The organism is Steroidobacter cummioxidans, assembly GCF_003104955.1.
This window is the reverse complement of sequence record NZ_LSRW01000052.1, coordinates 22561-45318: the sequence shown is the minus strand read 5'-3', so window position 1 is coordinate 45318 and position 22758 is coordinate 22561. Positions and strand designations below refer to the sequence as shown.

At 61.6% G+C, this 22758-nt stretch carries 17 protein-coding genes and 1 pseudogene; 4 read left to right on the top strand and 14 right to left on the bottom strand.

Translation table 11 applies throughout. From position 1 onward, the window contains the following. Window positions 1–33 precede the first annotated feature (33 nt). The 11 genes and pseudogenes from D0550_RS23410 to D0550_RS23365 all read right to left on the bottom strand — a co-directional run bounded on the left by D0550_RS23410 (window position 34) and on the right by D0550_RS23365 (window position 13138). Entirely contained in the window at window positions 34–519 is a 486-nt protein-coding gene (locus D0550_RS23410) for a nuclear transport factor 2 family protein (protein ID WP_116811614.1), read from the bottom strand. A gap of 100 nt (window positions 520–619) precedes the next feature. After that, the gene (locus D0550_RS23405; RefSeq protein ID WP_116811613.1) at window positions 620–3106 is read right to left on the bottom strand and encodes a TonB-dependent receptor; all 2487 of its coding nucleotides are present in this window, start codon (window positions 3104–3106) and stop codon (window positions 620–622) included. 120 nt (window positions 3107–3226) lie between these two features. Then, window positions 3227–3880 (bottom strand): sensor histidine kinase, encoded by a 654-nt coding sequence (locus D0550_RS36080; protein ID WP_241520896.1) that lies wholly within the window; start codon window positions 3878–3880, stop codon window positions 3227–3229. A gap of 198 nt (window positions 3881–4078) precedes the next feature. After that, window positions 4079–4312 (bottom strand): annotated as a pseudogene (locus D0550_RS37180) (PAS domain-containing protein); the annotation flags it as partial. Window positions 4313–5656: 1344 nt separating this feature from the next. Further along, window positions 5657–6445 carry a GlcG/HbpS family heme-binding protein gene (locus D0550_RS23395; protein ID WP_116811611.1) on the bottom strand — a complete coding sequence of 263 codons (789 nt, stop codon included), beginning with the start codon at window positions 6443–6445 and terminating at the stop codon, window positions 5657–5659. Window positions 6446–6662: 217 nt separating this feature from the next. Beyond that, entirely contained in the window at window positions 6663–7856 is a 1194-nt protein-coding gene (locus D0550_RS23390) for a glycosyltransferase (protein ID WP_116811610.1), read from the bottom strand. 2 nt (window positions 7857–7858) lie between these two features. Next, entirely contained in the window at window positions 7859–8584 is a 726-nt protein-coding gene (locus tag D0550_RS23385) for a protein-L-isoaspartate(D-aspartate) O-methyltransferase (RefSeq protein WP_206606488.1), read from the bottom strand. 81 nt (window positions 8585–8665) lie between these two features. Further along, entirely contained in the window at window positions 8666–9478 is an 813-nt protein-coding gene (locus D0550_RS23380) for a hypothetical protein (protein WP_116811609.1), read from the bottom strand. After that, window positions 9457–11337 (bottom strand): hypothetical protein, encoded by a 1881-nt coding sequence (locus tag D0550_RS23375; protein WP_153067295.1) that lies wholly within the window; start codon window positions 11335–11337, stop codon window positions 9457–9459. Before D0550_RS23375 ends, D0550_RS23380 begins: the two co-directional genes overlap by 22 nt. Before the next feature lie 50 nt (window positions 11338–11387). Continuing rightward, window positions 11388–12593 carry an OmpA family protein gene (locus tag D0550_RS23370; RefSeq protein ID WP_116811607.1) on the bottom strand — a complete coding sequence of 402 codons (1206 nt, stop codon included), beginning with the start codon at window positions 12591–12593 and terminating at the stop codon, window positions 11388–11390. 83 nt (window positions 12594–12676) lie between these two features. Further along, window positions 12677–13138, bottom strand: coding sequence for a hypothetical protein (locus D0550_RS23365; protein WP_116811606.1), 462 nt, complete (start codon window positions 13136–13138; stop codon window positions 12677–12679). Between the two features lie 117 nt (window positions 13139–13255). Here D0550_RS23365 and D0550_RS23360 point away from each other — a divergent pair, with 117 nt between their 5' ends. The 4 genes from D0550_RS23360 (at window position 13256) to D0550_RS23345 (ending at window position 16370) form a co-directional block, all read left to right on the top strand. Continuing rightward, on the top strand, window positions 13256–13786 hold the full coding sequence (locus tag D0550_RS23360) for an RNA polymerase sigma factor (RefSeq protein ID WP_153067294.1): 531 nt from the start codon (window positions 13256–13258) through the stop codon (window positions 13784–13786). A gap of 18 nt (window positions 13787–13804) precedes the next feature. Further along, complete coding sequence (locus tag D0550_RS23355; RefSeq protein WP_116811604.1) at window positions 13805–15118, top strand: substrate-binding domain-containing protein; 1314 nt, start codon at window positions 13805–13807, stop codon at window positions 15116–15118. Next, complete coding sequence (locus D0550_RS23350) at window positions 15118–15714, top strand: type II secretion system protein D (protein ID WP_116811603.1); 597 nt, start codon at window positions 15118–15120, stop codon at window positions 15712–15714. The genes D0550_RS23355 and D0550_RS23350 overlap by 1 nt, the downstream gene beginning before the upstream one ends. A gap of 74 nt (window positions 15715–15788) precedes the next feature. After that, window positions 15789–16370 (top strand): hypothetical protein, encoded by a 582-nt coding sequence (locus D0550_RS23345; protein WP_116811602.1) that lies wholly within the window; start codon window positions 15789–15791, stop codon window positions 16368–16370. Here the strand turns inward: D0550_RS23345 and D0550_RS23340 are convergent. Genes D0550_RS23340 through D0550_RS23330 form a run of 3 tightly spaced genes read right to left on the bottom strand, consistent with a single transcriptional unit; the run spans window position 16367 to window position 22713 of the window. Beyond that, window positions 16367–18238 carry a family 43 glycosylhydrolase gene (locus tag D0550_RS23340; protein WP_206606487.1) on the bottom strand — a complete coding sequence of 624 codons (1872 nt, stop codon included), beginning with the start codon at window positions 18236–18238 and terminating at the stop codon, window positions 16367–16369. The genes D0550_RS23345 and D0550_RS23340 overlap by 4 nt on opposite strands. Continuing rightward, window positions 18238–19941: an arylsulfatase gene (locus tag D0550_RS23335; RefSeq protein ID WP_116811600.1), complete on the bottom strand. Its 1704-nt coding sequence runs from the start codon at window positions 19939–19941 to the stop codon at window positions 18238–18240. The genes D0550_RS23340 and D0550_RS23335 overlap by 1 nt, the downstream gene beginning before the upstream one ends. 3 nt (window positions 19942–19944) lie before the next feature. After that, complete coding sequence (locus D0550_RS23330) at window positions 19945–22713, bottom strand: TonB-dependent receptor (protein WP_116811599.1); 2769 nt, start codon at window positions 22711–22713, stop codon at window positions 19945–19947. Window positions 22714–22758: the final 45 nt, after the last annotated feature.

Below are 22758 nucleotides of genomic sequence, written 5' to 3'. Positions count from 1 at the left end.
CCGCATTCCAACCTCGGCAACTCAATCGTGCCGCTACGGCAAGAGCGTCCCCGAATCCGCGACAGCCAGCCACTTGCCGCGCAGATAGGTGTAGGTCACGCCGGTGAGCGCACGCTGGTGATAGCCGTTCGAGGGGATATCGTAAGTGGTCTCGTAGAGAATGAAGGCCGTCTTGCAGCCATCGACGACTCGATAGCGCTCGGTCCAGGCCCACACGGCTTCGCGATCCGCGAAGTGGGAGCGCAACGCTTGCATCACTGCGTCGATGCCATAGCGAACTGCGCCGCTGGCGAAGATCGTCGTGGCCTCGGGGTGATGCCCTGCTCTGAAAGTCTCCGCGTCGTAATCGCGGAAAGATTCCATGTCGACTCGTTGCGCTTGCTCGAACTGACGAGCGCAGCCCGCAGCGACAGCTGCGCCATCGAGCTGTTGTTCCGACGGCGCTGCATTAGTCGCCGCCCACGCACCGGCGGCCACCGCAATCAAGCCGAGTGCCAGATATCCACTGTTGGCTCGCATGCTCTGCTCCTGAAATGAGAGTGCCCGCGACGTTGTACGTCATCGGGCACTCTCAGCTCGCACACGAAGCGCTGCTCGGCGATACAAACTGCTGAAGCTTCTACCACAGGTACTTGGCCTGGAAGTTGATCTCGCTGCCTTCCAGCGGACGGGCCAGCAACACGCCGTTGGTACCGGAGGCCGTACCGAAGATGCGCGAATTGCTTTCGGTGAGACCGAGCTCGTCCGTCACGTTGGTACCGCGCAAGGCGAATTGCCAGTTCTCGCCGACGCGCGATGTGACGCCGAAGTCCCAGGTGTAATACGAGCCCAACTGCTGCAACCCGGACTGATCCTGAGTGCGGTCGCCGACGTGCGTGTAAGTCACGTACGCCTCGACATCGCCCCACTCGAACGGGAAACGATAGCTTGGTGTGAGGACATAGCGCAGCTTCGGCTGACGTTGCAGCTGCTTGCCTTCGATGGTCGCACAGCCGTTGCCGGTCACGAGATTGGTATACGGAACGCAGGCGTCGTAGTCGGTGTACTTACCATCCAGATAGTTGGCCACCACCTGGAAGCGGAAGTTCTCCACCGGCGTGAGCGTGCCGATGAAGTTCACGCCCTTCGACTCCGAGCCATGGAACAGCCTCACTCCGGTCGGTGCGCCGGAGGCATCGGTTTGCTGATACTGCAAACCGGTAAAGTCGCGGAAGTAAGCGCTGATGTCGGCATACAGAAACTCGTTCTGAAACTTGAAGCCGACTTCGTAGTTCCGGACGATCTGCATGGGAGGCAGATTGTCATTGGTGCTGCCGCGGATGCCGTTATCGAAATCCGCGAAGTGCCCGCCGCGATTTACGCGCACGTATGATGACATCGAATCGGTGAAGCTGTAGTTCGCGCCGACGGTCCACGATGTGAGGTCTTTGTCGTAGTTGGTCACGGCCAGCGTGCCATCGCACACCGATACCGCATTGTCGTAGATCGTCAGTGGGTTACCGTCGAGATTCACGTTCTCCAGATTGCACACCCGATTGGTGGCGTCCTGGTTCTCGTAGCGGACCGAAGCATCCAGCAACCACCGATCGATCCGCCAGGAGTCGGACAGATAAATGGCGTGGTTGAAGGCGTGACCGCGCTGGGTGATGTTGAATGTGCCGTAATCGAGAAAGCCCTGGCCGTCGGTCAGCTGATGTACCTGTCCACCGTCCACATAGCTGACGGCAATGGGCCGCGCGTTCGGCGTATTCGTCATCAACATCTGATTGCCCAGATTCCATTCGTCGGCCATCTCGTAGTACGCCAGGTACACGCCCACCGTCAGCGTGTTGCCGTCGAACACTTCCTTGCTCAAACGGAAGTCGTTGTTGAAATTCTTCAGTTCCTTGTGGATGAACCACCAGCCCTGGTGAATGACATCCTGTGTCGGCGCGACCGCACCACCGCCGACGAAAGTCGCCGTCGCCGAGCCCGCCGGCAACTCGAAGCCGCCCAGAGCGGTGGAAATGCTGTAGAGCTGGTCGCTGATCGAAGCCGGATTGGTGCCGGAGAACAGCGCATTCGTATCCGCATCGCCGGCATTGGCAAGGAATTTGTTGCTGATCGACCAGCCGCTGTCGAACTCATGATCGTAGTTCGCGCCGGCAAACCACATGTCGGCGCCGCGGCCGTTGGCAAGATCGGCCGTGGTGCCGCCATTGGGATAGCCCGGCAACCGCACGTGCTGGATTGCCTTGCTGTAATAGGTGCCGGTCCGCGGATCGAAACCCGGATAGGCGTGGAAGCTGTCGGTACCGCTTTGGATCAGCGGAATCGGCGTGATGAACTGATTCTTGTCGTTCAGATAGCGCGCATATAGCAGCAGATCGCCGCGATCGGACTCGCGCTTGAGGGTGACCGTCAACTGGCCGCCTTCGTCGGCGGGGAATTGCGGATCACGCACACCATCGGAGGTGCGATAGAAACCGCCGACGCTGCCGTACCATCCTTCGGCCACCTTGAATCCGGTGAAGCCGTCCAGACGCCAAAGATTCTCATCTCCGTAAGTCAGTCCCAAACTGCCCGACGGCTGCTCCGTGCCAGTCTTGAGTAGAAAGTTCGCCGTCGCGCCGATTTGACCGCCGGCGAACACCACCGAAGGTCCGCCTTGCAGGATTTCCACGGAGCGCACCGTATCGTCGAGGCGCATGATGCTGGTCGTTTCGAAGAACGACAGTGTCGGCATGCCATAAACCGGCGAGCCCATCAGCAACGTAGTGAAATACGGCGCATCGCCGCCGCCCGGAAAGCCCGCGATCTCGATATTGGCGCCGGTCTGGCCGCCGGTCGATTCCGGCCACATGCCCGGCGATATTTTCAGCAGATCCGCCGTACTCTTCGGATTCGATTGACGAATCTGTTCTTCATTGGCAGTGACGATGTTGTAACTGGCTTCGAGCTTCTTCACTCCGCCGAGCGCACTGCCTGTAACAACTACCGTCTCGAGGCCGGTCGCAGGCGCGGCCGGTGCTTCCGGCGATGTTTGTTGTGCTTGGACCAGAACCGGAGTGAACGCGGAGACCACGGTCACCCAACCGGCTCGTAGCCGGTGCCGAGTCGTATTCATGATTCCCCCTGATCGACGCGAATGTCGCGCCGACGATACGAGCAACCCAGCGATTGACAACGTTGTTCGATCTATCACCAACAAAAGTCGTTGGATATAGGTTGTCAACGCAAGAAATGATTACGCGCCTGGGGCAGTCGTAGTAGTTTCCAAGCTGTCAGCCAATTTCAAACTCAACGAAAACGTTGCGCCTTCGCCAGGGGTCGATTCCGCCCACGCTTCACCTTCCATGCGTCGTACAGCTTTACGCACAAGTGCCAGACCGATGCCCGTGCCTTCGTAACCCGAGGCATGCAGCCGGTTGAAGATCTCGAAGATCTTTTCGCGATAGGCGGCATCGAAGCCGATGCCGTTGTCGCGCACCCTCAGCACGTAACGCCCGAATTCGATGCTCGACTCGATGACGATGCGCGGCCTTTCGGTCTTGCGTGAAAACTTCAACGCGTTTTCGATGAGATTGGTCAGCGCGATCCGCAATCCTTCCCTGTCGGCCATGACCGGCGTGCTGTCGAGCTCGATACTCACTTCCGCCCCGGCTTCGCGGATGCGCTCGCTCATCGAGTCGATGAGGGTTCGCACGAAAGCTCGACAATCGATGGCTTGCAGGCGCTGCTCGCGATGTTCCAGCCGCGAGTAGTCGAGCAGATCGTCGATCAACGCGGACATGCGCACCGAGCCCTGGCGAGCCCGCTCGAGATAACTGCGCTCCGTGTCGCTCAACTTACTCGCTGCGCTCTGCTCCAGCATCGCACTGAAGCCGTTGATCGCGCGCAAGGGCGCCTTCAGGTCGTGCGCCACCGCGTGAGCGAAATTGCGCGACTCACGATATGCGTCTGACAGCTCGCGCGTGCGCTGAGTGACGCGGCATTCGAGCGCATCGGCCAGCTCGCGATAGCGGCGTTCGCTCTCGCGTAACGACTGCTCCAGCTCTTTGAATGGAGTGATATCGACCAGCGATCCCAACGCGCGCACCGGACGACCTTCTGCATCCAGCAACGCCGAGCCTTGCGCCAGCATCCAGCGGTAGGAGCCGTCGCGATGGCGTAAGCGGTATTCGAAANNTTTGAGCTCGCCTTTGCGGAATGCCGTACGAATCTCTCCAGGATGCCCATGACCCGGGCGTAGTCTGCCGGATGCAGTCGATCGCTCCAGGCCGTGAACTCGTCCGGAAGCTCGTCTTCGCCATAGCCGAGCTGCCGCTTCCATTCGCGCGAGTAGCGAACCAGGTTCGAGGCCGGCTCCCATTCCCACAGTCCGACGCTGCCGGCTCGCGCAGTAACGTCGATCACGCGCTCGAGGTCACGTCGCTGACTGTCGACCGCCTCCAATCTCTCGCGAGCGCGCGTCAGTGCATTCGCCGAGTTGTCGAGCGCGACCCGCAGTTGCTGTCCCTGCCAATACAGCCAGGCCTCACGCGAAGCCAGAATGGCTGCGAACGCAATGAGCACGACCGTTCGCAAATGGATCATTCGTGGTGTTGTCTCCTCCGCGAACCAGACAGCAGGCACCGCTATGCTCAGTAGCAGGAACGAGGGCACCAACGCATCGACCCAGCCCTGACTGTGCCGGGTCGCGATCGATTCCTCGTTACTCTGTTTCGTAGCAGTGACCTGCGCCTCCGCGGCCCATTGGTGGAGCGCAAACGCGAGCATCCAGCCCATGTTGAAAAAGCTCGTCGTGTCGTAGCTCGCTCCGATCAGCGCACGCGTATACAACAGCCCCGTGACCACCTGCACACCGAGCGATAGCGTGATCAGCCCGTACGTCAGCAATCGATCGCCCCAGCGATAAGACCAGAGGAAATAGACCGCCACGATGAATGCGACCGCGATCGTTGCATTCTCGGTCACGACCACCAGCGCACCGCTGATGGAGCCTGGCATCATCTCGAAAGGCCGGGCCAGCGTGGTGATCAGGACGGACACGAGGCCGCACAAGAGCAAGCCAAGATTGGCGACGCGCAGCCAGGTCATCCGGCGTTCCTGCTGAGTGGCGCGCAAGAGGAACAGACCCGCCAGCATCAGCGGCCCGAACAGCAGATAGGCCAGGTCGGCATAGCTGGGAAACGGCGCCCGGATGTCGAGCACCAGCTCGTACACATCCCAAATGATCTGCCCGATCGCCCAGGCCACGCAGGCGAGCGCAAAAATCAGCCACGCCGCGCGATCCCGCCCTTGCAATGACGACGCTGCGCGAAAACTGCTGACTGCGGCCAGCAGCGCGGCAATGGTCCACGCGATGTCATTAATAAATGTCGCGGTTTTGTAGTCGGCGATCCCGCTCGAGATCAGGGTCGTGTGCAATACCAGGGCAACAGCCCAGATTTTCACGAGCGGCCTGACACTCCTGAAGCTGCCGTCGTGCTGTTTCGGACCCAACGCGCCGAACGCGTCTGGAAACTTGCCCTCACCCGCGACCATCGATGCGAGGTTCTAAATGAACGACCTGCAACAGTAATTGCCGCGCCCGCCCGCAGTTCCCTGCAGCGCGCCAAAAGGGATTGTGCTTCGCAACAGGTGGCGGGCGGCGCTCGCCCGCCACCTGCCTCGTTCAAGTTTCGGGCTTCTGCACCGGCGGCAACCCGGCACTGATCTCCGACACATTGTCCTGGCCAGCGATCTCACAGACCGGATGCGAGAAATCATTCGCCAGGCTCGGCACCGGCACCAGGCCAATGTAGTTGATGTTGTCGTCGTCGGCGGCACTGACACCAGCCGGCACGAAATCCAGATTCAGCGTGTGCCGGGTTCGCCACGCGATGTTGTGGTCGGCACACGAGGTGTCGCCGCTCACGCCGATCGCGCCGATCAGCTGTTGATCCTCATTGTAGAGCGCCAGCCCACCGCCGAACACATTCACCCCTCCGATACGGGAACCGACCATCGGATCGTTCGATTGCCCGTAATTTGCAGCGTTGCCTTGATAGGCGACCTGCGTGTCGACCGGATTGCTGTGCTGTAGGCCATACAACGTGCCGCCGGGTTGCACCGCTGCATATAGATTCGCGGTCGAAAGCGCCAGGCTCGGCAGACTGAAAGAATTCGCGGTATTCGCCTTCTGCGCGGAAATGACTCTGCTGCCAGGCCACTCCGAACCGCGGTCATCGCCCGTGAACGCGACGGCACACACGAAGCCGTCCCGATTGACGACCGCGCCCCACATGTCGAGATTGAAGCCACCGTTGGATTGCTGGCGCGCTGCGGTCAACGCCGATTTCAGCTGCGAATACGATGGCAAGCCCGCACAACTGCTGCCCTGCCCCTGGGCGTGTGCGACCGACAACGCCGAAACTACCGCCAAGGCGGCCATGCACGACGTCCGTAGAAAATTCGTGTTCATTAGCTGGCTCCCGTTGTTTGTTGCGGATTGACTGCACGGTCGATCACTTAAACGGACGTACGCGGCATGGCTGCTACGCTCCGGGTATTCCTGCAAACAAACTCCAATGGTGCGCCCTGCACATGAAACTCAAGCGGCCCGAAGGCATCACGCTCGTCGATGACCCGCGACTCTTATACGCCTCGCGATCGCAACAAAACAAACATCAGGTTACCGACTAACAAACCGGTTGTTTCCTAAGCACAACGGGAAAACACTGCAGACTCGCGTCATAGAGTGTTTCTAATTTTGCTGTGCATTTCTGCAGATCGAACAATTCGCAAGCCCGCGCACGCGCCGCCGTCGACATGGCTGCGACCAAAGCATCGTCGGTTAGTAAAGGAACCAACGCCGTCGATAGCGCAGCGACATTCGATTCCGGAAACGTGTAACCGGTGATGCCATGTTCGATCGCCTCGCCACTGCCTCGAGCCGATGTGACTACCGGGATGCCAGCGGCCTGGGCTTCGAGGATCGCGATGCTCAATCCTTCCGCGTCGCCGTTTTCGGCAGTGATGCTCGGCAGACAAAAGACACGCGCCTGCTCCATTTCCTGTTTGACTCTGGAGTGAGGCACGGCGCCGAGAAACTGCACGGGCGTTTGCAACGAGTCGGCGAGCGCGCGACAGCTTTCGAGCAAGGGACCATCGCCGATCATCACCAGCTCCGCCTCGCTCACCTGCCGGCGCACTTCGGCAAACGCTTTGATGAGCGTGCGCGCACCTTTCTTTTCCACCATCCGGCCGACGAACAGAATGCGCAGCCGACGCTTTTCCACCGGCATGCCGCCCGGCGCGAACTGATTCGTGTCGACGCCGATATAACGCACAACCACACGTTGCGCCGGCAGCCCGAACTCGATCGCGCGTTGCTTGATGGCCTCGCTCACGGCGATGAACTGCACCCGCTCATCACGACTGATCTGCAGCAAACGCTGCGGATACTTGCGACTGGCGCGCCAACTGCGACGCCAGTGTTCGGGATGAATGTTGATGTCGTAACCGTGCAGGGTCGCGAAGATGGGAATCTGCAAATGACTCAACATCGGCCACAGCGCCACCAGGTCGGTCCCGAAATGCACGTGCGCGACGGCTGGCTGCAGGCGTCGCAGTTGATCTCGTACTCCAGGCGGCGGCAGATTGAGCTCACGCAATGCCGCCCGCAGCAGATCCGGAATCGGTCGCCCGTTCCAGCCGGTCAGCAACTGGCAATCGAGCTGGCTGCGATCGAGCCCCTCGACATAACGCAGACCGATCAGCCGCGGACGCCAGCGTTGCAACGCCAGCACCTGATTACGAATGAATGTTTCGGACAGCGGCAGCAGGCTGGCGCGGAATACCAGCGCCAGCGGCCGAGCATCGACATCTATCATCGCTAGTCATCCCGCCTTCGCAACGGCACGAAGCGCACCGCTGCCACGACCGTCGAGGTCACTTTTCCCGTCGCGTCTTTTTCCAGCACGCGTAATTGTTGTGTGGCGGCGATCGGCCCGACAGGCACGACCATCCGACCGCCCGGCTTGAGCTGCTCGACCAACGGCTCCGGTATATGGTCGGGCGCCGCAGTGATGACGATACTGTCAAACGGAGCGTATTCCGCCCAACCGGCGTACCCATCGCCGGCTCGCACGGTGACGTTGTCATAACCCAGCTTCTTTAGGACTCCATCGGCTCGCTGCGCGAGCGTACTTTCGATCTCGATCGAATAAACCTGCTCGACGAGCTCTGCCAGCACCGCTGCTTGATAGCCGGAGCCGGTGCCGACCTCGAGGACGCGATGATTGCCGGCGGGCCGCACCAGCTCGGTCATCAAGGCGACGATGTATGGCTGCGAGATGGTCTGGCTCTCGCCGATCGGCAACGGCGTGTCGTGATACGCCAGGCGCTGCTCGCTCTCCGGCACGAACTCATGCCGGGGCACTTTACGCATCGCTGCGAGCACGCGCTCATCGCGAACGCCACGCTCCGCAATCTGCCGACTGACCATCTCGGCCCGCTGTAACGCAAAGTCGTCCGAGCCCCCGCCAGCGGCACCGGCTTCGGGAGCACAGAGCAGAGAAAACATGAGGGCACGGGACAACAAGCAGCGGGACTTGGCCATGTGAGTCTCCGGACAGGCGGAGCGCTCCCGCAATGATATAGATCCCGAGCCTGCCGGGACAGCCGCTGAATCAGGACATCGCTAGCGGGGCGGAGCGAAATGGAATGCAGCGGCATCCAGACGCGCCTTCGGCACGGGCTCGAAGGTCGTGGTCGCCCGCTGAATGGCAGCCCCCTGGCCCGTGGGCGAGTCTTCGAACACTTTGCGGATCATCAGGGTCTCGGCGTCCACCCACAGCGTAGTGACCCGCACGCTGTCGCTCCAATGATTGAGCCGGACGCTGCCGGTCAACAGATGCACGAGCCGGCCGCCCAGCTTCTGCGTGCCGCCATACTTTGGCTCCGTCATCGTCATCAGCGCGCCTTGCAGGCCGGCGTTCTGGAACAGCAGCGGCGGAATGAGCAGCGCCGTTCCCGAGGTGGGCAGCATCCCCATGGCGAACGCCTGCGCTCCCTGCCCTTGCGGATATTCTTCTTTGACCTGGGTGGCAGACCACCAGGAACTGAACGTCTCGCCGCCGCACCAGATGACGAACCGCTCGGCGTCCGCGCCGGCCCCCTTGCGAAAGTCGAAATAGAAACGACGTGGCGCGCTGTATCGGGTCTCGAAGCTGTATCGCTCCCGAATCAGGGTGGCTCCGATCGGCTGTTCCTCCAGCACGATCATGCCCTGGTCGGAATAGGACTGGAGCGCCGCATACGTTGCCCGCACTTTGGTGAGCAGCTCAACCGGATCGGGCGCGACCGCGCGTTCCGACGTTTTCGGTACGACGCAGCCCCCTGCTTGAATGCCAGGCTTGGCGCAGGCGGCGCTGTCGTCAGCCGCGCTTGCATCAGTAAGAGTGAGCGCGCCGAGGCACAGCACGACCAGGCTCAGTTGCAGGCGGGATTGCATGCCTTCACCTTCAAAACATAATTGCCTTTGTTCTCGGCCGTCTTGCGCTCGCGCGTGAAGTTACGCTCGATGCTCATGGTGTCGCCGGTCCGTTTGACTTTGAACTCCGCCGGCCGATCATTCATCGCGCGCGTCATTATGAAATGCGCACCTTTGTAGGGCAGTGCATAGTCATTGACGGTCGGCCAGAGACTGAGCACTGGCAGTAACACCTGCACCACCTTTACGCGGCGATCGTCGAAGTCTAGCGCCGCGGGCTGCAACTCGATCCGCAGCGTGTCGCCTCGGAGGTCGCCACGCACCGGCACGCGATAGAACGCCGGCGTCAGCACATACCGCGTAATGAGCCCGCCTTGCTCGATGGTCGTGGTGATCGGATTCGGATCGGGCAGATTGCTGCCCGCCAGCGGATTCTTCAGCAGCGGACCGAAGTCGTTCATGGCGTACGGCTCGATGCGCAGGGTTCTGAACACCGTACCCATCGCCAGATTCGGAAACAGCACCGGCACCGCATTGTCCCAGGACTTGAAGCTGGTCGCGTTGCCCAGGAACTCTCCCGTCAGCGCGATCGCATCGCCCTTGGCATTGCGCGGATATCTGAGCACCAGCTCGCCCGCGATGGTCACGGTGTACGTCCACCACGCCTGACCGTTCTCGTAGATCTCGACACTCATCGAGCCGCTCACCGGGCCCTGGAACTGCTGGCAGAACTGCTCGAAGATCCGATTGGCCGCGTAGATGGAAAGATTGAACGCCATCTTCTGCTTGCCAAGCTCGCGCTCATGGCCCTCCACGCCCACGATCGACACGCGGCCGCCGCTGCGCTTCGGCTCGTAGAACGTGGTCGCGCCTTTCCACGCACTCTCGATGGCTTCCTTGATGGCCGGCGAACGATTCACGGCGGGCACCATGCCGACCAGCTTGGTCGGCACATTCTCCTTGGCCCAGTCGATCAGCCATTTGCCCGGTTCCACCAGCAAGCCCAGATAGAAGTCGCAGAACTTCAAACCATTGACGATGACGTCCAGCTGATCGCACGCGACATTGCCAGTGCTCAGCTGCGCCAGCGCTCGCGGCGCTTCCGCGTTGGCACGACGCGCCGTGTCGAGCCAGGTATTGAATTGTTTGGTCAGACCGGCGGTAGCGCGTCGCGTGCGCGGCTCGATCTGATGCAGCTTCTTGATATGAATCACGCCGTTGATCCAGGGTGGTGGATCGTCACAGTCCGGCGCTTCATGCAAGGCTTTGCGGAACTCGGCGATCTGCTTCACGAACTCCGTCTTGGCCGGCGATTCGGGAATCGTCTTGATGCGCGCCTCGATCAGGTCGACCGCCTTGCAAACCGTCTGGCGCAGCTGGGTCGCTTCCTTGTCGATCTCCTGCTCGGGTATCTCCGCGCACTCATCTTCGAATGCTGGCGTCTCCGTCTCAAATGATTTTTCGCCGCGTTGCCCGCCGCCCTCGATGACAACCTCATACTCTCCATCGACCTTGGGCGTGTAAGTCGTTTCGAAGCGGCCCGTGCTGGAGACTTTTATATCCATGACCGTCGGCGGCAACCGGCGCGCGGGCGCCGACGAGACCACCCGGGCACTGGCATCCTGCGGACAGCGCGACTCCGCCTCGGGACTGGCGTCCAGCTGAAAGACCTTCGGTGGCGTGATCGTTACTCGCAACGTCTTGCCAAACAGGGATGAGCCAGTCGCGCCGTATATCTTCATCGGATATCCCGTGATGCCCTTCGCTGGCTGCGACGGGTCGGGCGGCATCCCCGGCGAGACATTCGCCGGCTCGATGAAGAAATAAATCGGCGCTTGTATCGAGCTCGACTCGGGCTCGCTCTCAGCGGCGCTCGCCAAGTCAATCCATGCGAACGCGCAAGCCAGCAGCAAGCAGACACCGCGCACCATCATCGCTTTACCAACTCCACACGCCGATTTCGCGCCCGGCCCTCGATGGTGTCGTTGGTATCGCGAGGCGCGCTCGCTCCGTAGCCCGCGGTGTCGAGCCGTGACGCCGCGATTCCGTAGCGTTTCACAAGGGCATCCTTCACCGCCGCCGCACGTCTGCGCGAAAGGTCCTGGTTATAGGTCTGCCCGCCGATGGAGTCCGTGTGTCCGCCGATCGATAGCGACCAATCCGTATGCTTGCGCAAAACGTCGGCGATCTCGACCAGACGTGGCGTGGACTCCTCTCGGATTCGATCGCTGTTGAAAGAGAAGTGAATGTCATAGACCACCACCTTGCCGGCAGCCGCGAGCTGCTGCTCGAGGTCCGCCGCGCCGCCGCTGCCAGACGGCGCTGCCGGCGTCTCGCATCGATAGGAGATCTTCACGATTTGCAGCGTTTCTCGATCCGACGCAGTGGTGCGGCCACAGAGCGTCTTGGCCATGTCCGGCGCGGCCTGCTGCATGGTCTGGCACAGCTCGATGGTTTCGCGATTCATCGGCGGCACGCCGTCGATGCCGAGACGAAACTTCAGCGCCAGCGGATTGCTCTCGTCATCGAGTATGAACAGTTCGGAGAGATCGCCGACGAAATCGCCGCGCGCACGCACCGCCGGCAGCATGACTTCTGCGCCGTTGACGACGACCGGCAACTGCACCGTTGCCAACCGCTGGATCTCGGCGGTCGTCATGAAGTCATAAAGATTGGGGCTCTGGTTTCGATCTGCGGGAACGTCGCCCGAATAGGCGTTGGACAGGCCCAGTTCCGCGCGGCCCTTGGCTTTGAGGGCCTTCAGTGTGGCGCTCGATACACCGATCGCCGTCGTTTCCGGAATCAGCTCCGGCATGCCGTCGATGTAACGCTGCGCGTACAGCGTCGCGGCATTCAGGTCCTGGCGGCGGATCGAACGATACATCGTCGTCTTGCGCACCTGACCGAAGTCGCTCGCGAGGAAGTCCGTCACGGGATGTTCCGCCGCGTACTTCAGGCGCACCGTCGCGCCGTCGACAGACTCGATGGTTTTAATGGACTCGTAATCGCCGTTCGGCTGACTCACCGCCGTAACGATCTGCAGCCCCGGACATAATGGAATCCGGGGCACGCCGCTTGCGGCAGCGCCTTGTGCCAGGAAGGCCAGCGGCACGGCAATCCATCCACTGCGAATCACAGAATGAATCCTTGTTGGGCAGTACCCCTTCCAAGGACGCAATCGGCGCGCGGATCATGCCACCAATGGGTGGCTGGAGCCGATCAGGAAGCGTCGAGCTCGATCGTGTTGCCGGCCACCACGCGGTCTTCTTCACATTTGACTTTCTCGAGCGGCGTCAACGAGATCTTGCCCGAGGCATGCACGGTGGCCACGCGCGACTGGTTGAGCTGGTACTCGGTGTGGAACTCGACCGCATTCTCGGGCACCACTTCCCACTGCACGCTCTGCGCGACTTCCGGCTCGACCTCGACCGGCGGCCGATACACCCAGCACTGACCGGGTGCAAGCTCGCTGCGAGAGACTTTCTTCCATTGCCCGGTCGTGTGTCGCTCGACGTGCAATACCACCTGCCCGCCAGGCTGCACCTTCATGGGGGATGCCGATGCCTTCAATTCGACGGTCTGCGGTCCCTCGAGGACATAAACGAACGGGCCGCGTTGTTCGCCGCAACCGGCGACCAGGCTGAGCAGGGCGGGAACGAGCAGAATGACTGGGGATCGCATGGGTGATTCTTTACCTCGGCCCTATGTTGACGGAATCCTGCGCGCCAGGTCCAGTTCGATACCGCCTTTTTGCACGGCGGCCGTGATACTTCCGACGTCGCGCCGTATATAGCTTTCATGGTCTTCCAACACACGGACACGGCGGCCGCCCGCCCGGAGGAACCGGCGGACAAAGTGGACTGGGACGCTGTGTATGCGGACCAGCTGCCACGCATTTACAACTATTTCCGCTTCCGCCTGGGCCGCGAGGCCGATGTCGAGGACCTGACCGCCCGCACCTTCGAGAAGGCCTGGTCGGCCCGCTCGCGCTATCGACGCGACCTGGCCGGATTCTCGACCTGGCTGTTCCGGATCGCCCAGAACGTCGGCATCGACCATCTGCGTTCCCGGCGCCCGCATGCGCCGCTGGATATCGCCCTCGATCTTGCGGCCGAGATCACGCCGGAAGTCGAAGCTGCGCGCGACTCCGACTTGTCACGACTCGGCCGCCTCACGGCGCGACTGCCAGAGCGCGAGCAGGAGCTGATCGCATTGAAGTATGGCGCAGCACTCAACAATCGCGAGATCGCGCGCCTCACCGGGTTGAGCGAATCGAACGTCGGTACCTCGCTGTATCGAATCGTTCAGACGCTGCGTTCGCAATGGTAACGACAGGAACCTGCAGCGATGAATGACGAATTCTTGCAGTCACTGCGGCGCGACCCACCGCCCCAGTTCGCACGTCGGCTCAAGCGGCAACTGCAGTCGCAGGAGGCGCGGCGCTCCTGGTCGCTGCGGACCCTGCTGTTCGTGATCGCTGGATCGGCGTTCGCGGCCGGAATGTTTTTTTTCGAGAAGCAGTCTGACGAACAGCCGCAGGTCGCGCAGTCGCACACAGAAGTGGCCACAGCGACTTCGACAATCAGTGCTCTGCCCGCTGCGCCCAAAGCAGCGACACAAATTCCCGCCGCGGCGGCACCGAGTCCCGCCGATCCAACCCCGAGCACCGAAGCGATCCACTCGCGACCAGTGGCCAATATCGCGACATCGTCGCTCACGGACGCTTTGGTACGCAGCTTTCTGGCCAGCCGGCAGCGCCCCCAATCCGACGCGCCTCGAATTCAGACGCTGGAACCAGATGCTGCCTTTACCGCGCTATGCGCGCCCGGCAACGAGCGACAGCTCGATCTGATCGTGACCTCACGTCGCATCAGTCATGCCGAATTCATGAATTGCCGTACCAACGGCGTCGGCAGAATGATCGAATTGAAGTTGGGCTATCAGGCGCTGGTGCTCGCGAGCGCTCGGCACAGTGCTCCCGTGCAGCTCTCCGTCGGCGATGTCTATCTGGCCGTCGCCAAACAAATCCCCGATGCGGCCGATCTGTCGCGCATCATCGCCAACACCAACTTCACCTGGGATCAGGTGAATAACAAGCTCGCCTACCGACCCATCGCGGTGTTCGGGCCGATGCGCGATACACCACTGCGTTTGCTGTTCGAGACGCTGCTGCTCGAACCGGGCTGCAACGCGCAGCGAACCAGCGAAGCGCCGCAATTCACGGCTCCGGAGCGCCACGCCGAGCTCTGTCATGCCGTGCGAGACGATCGCCTGTACTCGGAAGTCGAGCAAACGGCGATTCTGATTCCGCAAAGCCTGTGGGCCGACCCGCATGGCTTCGTGCTGGTGGACTACCCGTTCTATCTCGAAAACAAATCGCAACTCAGCGCTAGCGCCATGGCCGGGCCGGAGCCCTCGCTGGCAACGTTCGCCGACGGCACGTATCCACTCGCACGTCCCATCTATCTCTATGCGGACGACACGCGCATCGGTCGCATCGCCGATGTTTTCGAACCTCTGCAGTCTTTGCAGCGTTTTGGACTGTGGGTCCCGAATCGTTTCGGCTTCGTGCGCCTCGACGAACAGGAAACCCCTCGGCACTGGCGTCTGAAACCACCCCTGACCGCATCCGACCTCGTCCCTCAAAGGAGTGTTCCCTGATGAAGTCTCATGCTTGTATCGCCTCGCACGTCTGCGCCGTTCTCGCGTTGCTGAGCGCACCTCAAGTGCAAGCGCAAAGCGCATCGCCCGCCAGCAAGGACTCGGTTCCCATCGCACAAGTGATCGCGAGCACCGCCAAGAAAACCGGCAAGAAGTTTCTTCTCGAGCCGCGCGTAACTGGCGACGTAACTGTGATCGGCCTCGATCCCAACGGCCTCGACTATCCCACCCTTCTATCCGTGCTTCAGCTGCACGGCTTCGTTGCCATCGACGATGGCAAATATGTTCGCGTAGTCCCTGACTCGTACGCTCGGCAACTGTCCGCCCCTGTGATCACCGGCGATGGCTCGTATGCGAGTGCCGAGTACGTCACTCGCGTCTTCAAGCTGAAGAACGCGCCGGCCGCGATGTTCGTACCGATCCTGCGCCCGCTGCTGCCGCAACACGCTCACATGGTGGCGCTCCCCTGCAAGAACATGCTGCTGCTCGCGGACACTTACGCCAATGTGACTCGGATGGAAAAAATCGTAAACATTCTCGACACCGGCGAGCCGTATCAACCCGAGAAATGCGGCGCAGCCACCAAGGCAGACTGAACGGTCGGAACCGGAGCGCGCATTCCGCGCTTTCTTGTAAGATCCAGCCCATCCAGGCCCTGGGGGGACCGTCCATGAAATATTCAGCATTGCTGCTATCGTTGCTGCTGGCGGGCTGCGCCACGCAGCCGACGGTCAAGTCGTGGATGGATCCCAAGTCGTCCGTGACGATCACGGCCCAAACGGAGCCACTCGTGCTGGTGCGTGCCGCACCGGCACCGAGCATGAACGAGCGGGATTACGCGCAGCTGACCGCGATCGAAGTGAATCGCATGGGCGAGCGCAAGCTGTATCTCGTGGCCATTCTGTGGAACTCGGGCGATCTCTGGTCGGATAAGAGCGGCAGCTCTCAGAGCGCCTTCGACCAGATCGACGTGAACGTCGGCGAGCGAACCGTCGCGCTCACACCGCACACCGGCGAGGTGTCGGAGCTGGGCATCAACCAGGCGCTGCCCTTACCTATCCCCGGATCGAAGCATATTTATTTTCCCATCAGTCGCGACGACCTGCGCGCCATCTCCCGCTCGAACCGCATCGAGCTCACGGCCCGTGGCGTGCCCGAGGCGCCGCGTCGCTATGAGGAATGGCAGGACGGACGCCGCAGCCTCAATGACTTTCTCGGTCAGCTGCCCGAGCTCAACCAGCCGCAGTCCTAACGCTGGATGCCGGGCACGCGAAGCGCGCGCTCGTCACCAATTTCCAGTGGGATGAGGCCGAACTGGCGGCGCCACGGGGACGTCACGTCGTTGCCGAACATCGTCGACCAGTAGCGACCTTCCTTATCGCGAAACGGCGTGCCATGCCCGGCGTGCGGCGCCCCGAGCCGGCGCTTGGTGTAAGGACCGAACAGAGATTTCGAGCTGCCGTACATCATGTCGTAGGTTCCATGAGTGCGCAGTGGACCATTCCACTCGGCGCCGGTGACGAAATAGGTGTCGCCAATCTTGATGAGCGCGTTGCCTTCGTAGCCGATGTGCGCGCCGTCGATATCGACGAGTCGACGCACCGGTCCGTCAAAGCCATCACGCTTCGCATTCAGCTTGCCGATGTTGCCGCCGCCCCACAGCAGATACAGCTCGCCGCCATCCTCGAACAGGAAGCCGTCGATGCCCTCGACGAAGTGTTCGCGCGCGACGTTCTCATACGGACCCTCGGCCTTGCCGCTGGTCGAGCGATAGATCCAGGTCTTGCCGCCGACATCGCGCTCCATGATGGAGAACGCGATGTAATAGGTGTTATCGCGCGCCACCCATGTGATCTCGGGAGCCCACAGCTCGGCTGTGTTCTTGAAGGTGCGCCCCAATCCCTTCCAGTTGAAAACCGTGCCGCCCTGCTCCCATGTCTGCAAATCCGACGAGCGCCAGAACGTGATGCCACCGTGGGGATACACGAGGCCGAAACCGCCTTGCGTGCCGACCAAATAATATTGGCCGTCGCCACCGAGCGCGACGGACGGATCGCGCAAGAATTCGCCGGCCATCAGCGGACGCGCAGCTGCAACCGCGCTGTTCTCCGTGAGAATGTTTGCTGACTGACGCAGCCGCCCGTCAGGCGAACGTTCCAGCGGCACCAAGCCGACCTGTTCACAGAACAGCGAGAAGTCGTCTTCACACTTCGGGTTGTAGCTCGCGTACAGCGCGCCCTGCTCATCGCGCACGATGGATGACTGACCTGCGTGAGGAACAGCGAGATAGCGCAGCGAAAACGGACCGTAAGGTGTCGGCGCTTCCGCCATGAACACATCGTCGGTCGGGCTGCGCATCCGGCCAGTGACTTCATTGGCTATCAGCACATAACGACCGTGGTCCTTGAACATCGCAGCACCCGCCGAACCGACGCGTCCTCGCACCGGCCAGTCTTTGCCGGGCGGAGGGTTGTTCGCAAACAGCGCGGGATCTGGTTTCAAGAAACGCGGCGTTTCGGTGAGTCGCTGCAGGTCGGGCGCCAGCCGCGCGATCATTCCCGCGCCCCACAGCAGATAGGCGGAGCCATCGTCATCCATGAACAACGATGCGTCGGACGCATTTTCAACGAGACAGGGCGAGCCGGCGTAAGGCTCTGCAGGACGGGCTACCGAGCCACGCGCGACGCGCGCGCAGCCGCTCGCATCAGCATAAGTGAGATAGAGCGAGTCGCCGTGAACTGAAACGTCCGGCGCGGCGATGCGCTCTCCCTTCGCATGAACGATGCCCAGCGAGCGCCAGTTACGACGATCCGTCGAGGTCCAGAGATGAATGCCGTCGCGTGGTAAATCACGCAGCACCGTACCCGTCAGGAACCATTGGTCGTTCGAGGCACGAGCGATCGACGCATCCAGCAGCGCCCTGGAGGAAAAGAGAGATTCGACCGGACGTGCATTCGCCGCTGGCTGCACAGTCGCGTTCTTATCCATCGACGGATGATCGAGGAAGATGTCATCCGCAGGCGGACGGCGTTTGGCCTCGCCGAATGCCGTCGCTGCGCACAGCGCCAGCATCACTGCCAGCGCTGCAGCTGCCTTTCCGTTTCCAACGATACCTGTCATTACGGCTCGCTACGTTGACGCGCCTGGACGGAGGTCGACCATTCATTCCAAAGCTTGGCCATGGCGGCCGCACGCTTCGGTTCCGCTTCGATGAGATCGCGCGTCTCGCTGCGATCCTCCGCCAAATGGTAGAGCGACCAGGGTGCATATACCTTCGATTGCGGCCCTGGCGCACGTGCCACCAGCTTCCAGTCATCGAGGATCACAGCGCGCGATCCTTCGTGCTCGAAGAACAGTGGCTTGCCGCGCGACATCTTCTTGCCCGTCAGCGCCGGCACCAGAGAAACGCCATCGACCGGCGGCTGACCTTCGGTCCGCTGCTTCACGCCGGCCAGTTCGTAGAACGTCGGCGCGATGTCCATGATGTGCCCCAGGCTGTCCACCCGAGTGCCGGGCTTGAGCTTGAGTCCTTTCGGCCAGCTGACGATGAACGGCGTGTGTACACCGCCGTCATAGGCTTCAGCTTTCCAGAAACGCCACGGTGTGTTGGCCGCATTCGCCCAGAACACTCCGATGCCTGCCATGCTGGTCTCCGATCCCAAGGTCGGCTGCTCGGCGCCGTATTGGATCTTCCGGCCGTCGCGGGTCTCGCTCTGGCGGTCATAGCCAGGTTGATAGCCGCTCGATCCGCTCATCGTCTCCGGTGACGCGCCGTTGTCGGAGAGAAACACGATCACCGTGTTCTCATATTGACCGGTGCGCTTCAGCGCTTCGATGACTCGACCGATGCCTTGGTCCATGACATCGATCATGGCGGCATGCACAGACATCTTCGCCGCCGACTGCGCGCGCTCGGCCTGGCTCAGCTGATCCCACGGCTTCTCCGGATTCACCGCCCAGTCGCCGGACAGCTGTGTCTTCGGCGTGTTCGATGGATTGACCAGACCGAGCTGCACCAGCTTTGCGTACCGCTCTGCGTGCAGCTTCTCCCAGCCGCCGTCGTAGCGACCGCGATACTTCGCGATGGCCTGCTCCGGCGCATGCAACGGCCAATGAGGCGCGGTGTACGCGAGATACATGAAGAACGGACGTTCTTCCTTGGCAAACGATTCGATATCGCGCACGGCGCGATCGCTCAGCGCATCGGTGAGATAGAAATCCTTCGGCACGGTGCGCACCGGCTCGAAGCCTTCGACCAGCGAGAACGGATCGAAATAGCTGGAAACGCCCCACACCAGGCCGAAGTGAGTCTCGAAGCCGCGCGCCGCCGGATACGTCGAGCGATCGCCGAAATCACGATCGAGATAGGCCTGGTGATTGATCCACTTCAGATGCTCTTTCGGATCGGCGATCGGAGTCGCGCGCGTGAGATGCCACTTGCCGACCATAGAGGTCCGATATCGCGCATCCCTGAACTCCTCCGCCACCGTGCGCACGTCGACAGACATGCTGCCGCCGTTCTCGCCCATGCCCACACGATGCGCGTAGCGCCCGGTGAGCAGGTTCGCACGTGACGGCGAGCAACGAGCCGAGTTGTAGAAGTTCGTGAACTGCAACCCGCCCGACGCGAGCCGGTCGATGTTCGGCGTATCGATCTCACCGCCATAGGCACCGACATCGGAATAACCGAGGTCGTCCGCCATGATGATCAGAAAGTTGGGACGCTCATCGGCGGGCTGCGCCGCCGATGAGGTCTGTGCCCAGAGCGCGGCGCCGATTGCCAGCGCCGTTGCAACTTGCTTGAGCAGACTATTCCCTGCCATCGATCACAGCCTCACGCGCACGCCGACCGTATAGATCGTGTCGTCGTAGCGGAAGTCGCGATTGATGTAGGAATAGTCGAAGTAGCTCTTGTAGCGGTTGCGCAGAATGTTGCTGCCGCCGATATCGACGCGGACGGCATCCGTGATGTCATAGCCGATGCTGAAATCCATGCGGCCACCCGGACGCACGTAGTTCAGAGCAGTCGGAATGTAATCCAGGTCGTTCACGCGATCGGCCTCGATCGGGCGGGGAATGTTGAGACCTGTCGTATCCTGATCGTAGTAACGCGAGCGCGCGGTGTAGACCAGACGTCCGGAGATGCCGAACTTCTCGTACAGCAAGCCGACGGTGTAGTTGTCCTTGGACACACCCTGCAACGGATAGCCCGCCAGCGGATCGTTGCCCTTCACTTCGGTGTCCGCATACGTGTAGTTCGCGAACGCACCGATGCCGGACCAGGCACCCGGCAGGAAGTCGAAGAACGTCTGGCCGCTCAACTCGATGCCCTGCAAAGTGGCAGCACCGACGTTACGCGGACGGCTGATGTTGTAGATGATGCCATCGATCTCTTCGGCATTCGCGGCAGTGATCACGCGATCCGCGAGATCGCGGTAGTACACCGCCGCCGAGACCATGCTCGGGCCGAAGTAATACTCGAGCGTCGCATCGTAGCTGTCCGAGATCTGCGATTTCAGATTTGGATTGCCCGAGCTGCCGGAGTTGATCACGGTAGGATTGGTCGCGACCACGTAGTTGAGGCCGGGATTCAGCGCCGTGAAGTCCGGACGGCGCATGGTCTTCGCGTACGACACACGAGCCTGCAAACCGTTGTTGAAGTCGATACGAGCGCTCGCGTTCGGCAGCACCTCGGTGTCGGTCGTGTCTGCAATGCGCGGTACGAGCACGCCGCTCACGATGCCCGCACCCTCGATGTGCCGTTCGGTACGGGTCGGACGCACACCGATCAGGCCGTCGATGGTCAGACCGCCCACGGGAACCGAATAATCGAGCTGCAAGTAGGCCGCGTAGGTTTCCTCGGACGCATCGAAGCGACGCTGCGGCTGGAACGCTGGATTGCCCGTTGGGACGCCGTAGATCTGGCGCAGGACATCGCGACCCGCCGACGAGCGCAGGTAATCCGGATTCGGAATCAGGAACGACGCGCCGCCGTTGATGCGATCGATACCGGGTGCTCGCACCAGGAAGTCGGCCGGCAGCGCCAGTCCGTCGACCGCCGTGGCCATATCGCCACCGGGTGCCCCCTGATTGACCTGCGCCTGTTCGAACAGCGCGCTGCGGTCGGCGTAACGAACGCCAGCCTCGACTGCGCGGATGAAGCCGAACGCGCCGTCGAGCTCATGACGGAAATCGAGCCGCGTCTGCCACAACTCGCCGGTGGACTCGTCGAACGTCTGGTTCAGACCGTTGCGCAGGAACCAGCCACCGTCCGTGCCGAGCGGATTGCCGGGGTGCCAGACCTCTCCGCCCTCGTTCACATTGGTGAAGACGTCGACGGTGATGGACTTGCCGATATCGACGATGAAGTTGGAGAACTCCTGCTTGGACTTCTGGAATGCAGTGTCGAATTTCACGCTGGTCGGACCGTTGTTCCACTTGAAGCCAAGCGCGCCGAGATAGTTGTCGACGTCCTGCGTCTTGGCCTGCGTGCTGGTCAGACCGCGAACACCGGAGAAACGCGCGGACTCCAGATTGCACAGCGTGGCAGTCGTGAAATTGGGTGCGGGCTGACCGAATTCGTCGCGCCGATTCAGGTCGGTGCGATTGGGATTGAATCCATCGGGCGTCACGCGCGCCAGGAAGCACTGATCCTCATTGACCGACAGGCTCTCCAGTCGCGTCTCGTCGAAGAAGAACGGCGACGCGGTGAACGCCGACTGCACCTCGGCGCGGTAACCCGCATAGAGACCGTCCGCGTAAACCTCGAGATTGTCGGTCACCTGCCATTGAATGGCGAGGTTCGCCTGGGGGCGCTCGTACCAGCCGTAGTCGTTCAAGCCACCGAACGTGTTCGGCACGAGCACGCCATCGATATTGTGGGGTCGAGCGGCCAGGCTGCGTCGCTCGCCGACGAACGAGATCGGCCGATCGAAGTCGTTCTTGTACCAGGTGACGTTGAGCAGCGCGCCGATCTCGCCATCGCCCACCTGCCAGCGATCGGTCGCAAGGAAGCCGAACTGCGGGTTGATGTCGTCGACGTTCTCGGGATAATTGGCGCGCCCGGTGACCACGAACGTGCGGTCATTGAAGTTGAACGGCTTCTGTAAACGCAGGTCGGTCATGCCGGCGATGCCGCCTTCGATCAGATTGGCGGTGCTGCTTTTGATGACGTCGACACGAGAGAGCGCTTCCGCGGGCAAATCCTGCATGGCGAAGCCGCGGCCTGTGGTCGAAAAAACCTCACGGCCGTCGAGCGTCGTCAGAATGTCGCCCAAGCCGCGGATCAACACACCCGTGATCTCGTTGTTGGAACCGACGCTGACTTGCACACCCGGCACGCGCTGTAGCGCCGCCGCGGTGGTCGGATCCGGGAACTTGCCGATGTCTTCCGCGACGATGGAATCGACGACCTGCGCCGATTCGCGCTTGATTTCAGCGGCGCGCTCCAGACTCTGACGCAAACCGGTGACGACGACTTCCTCGAGTTGTGCGCCACCCGCGGCGGCCGCGGTCTCTTGCGCCAACGCACCGCTCGCCGAGCCGAGCAACGTCACCGCCGATACTGAATACAGAAAGGAATTCCTGAGCCTCATGCTGCCTTTACCCCCAAAGGAACGTGATGGCGCGCTTCACGCGCA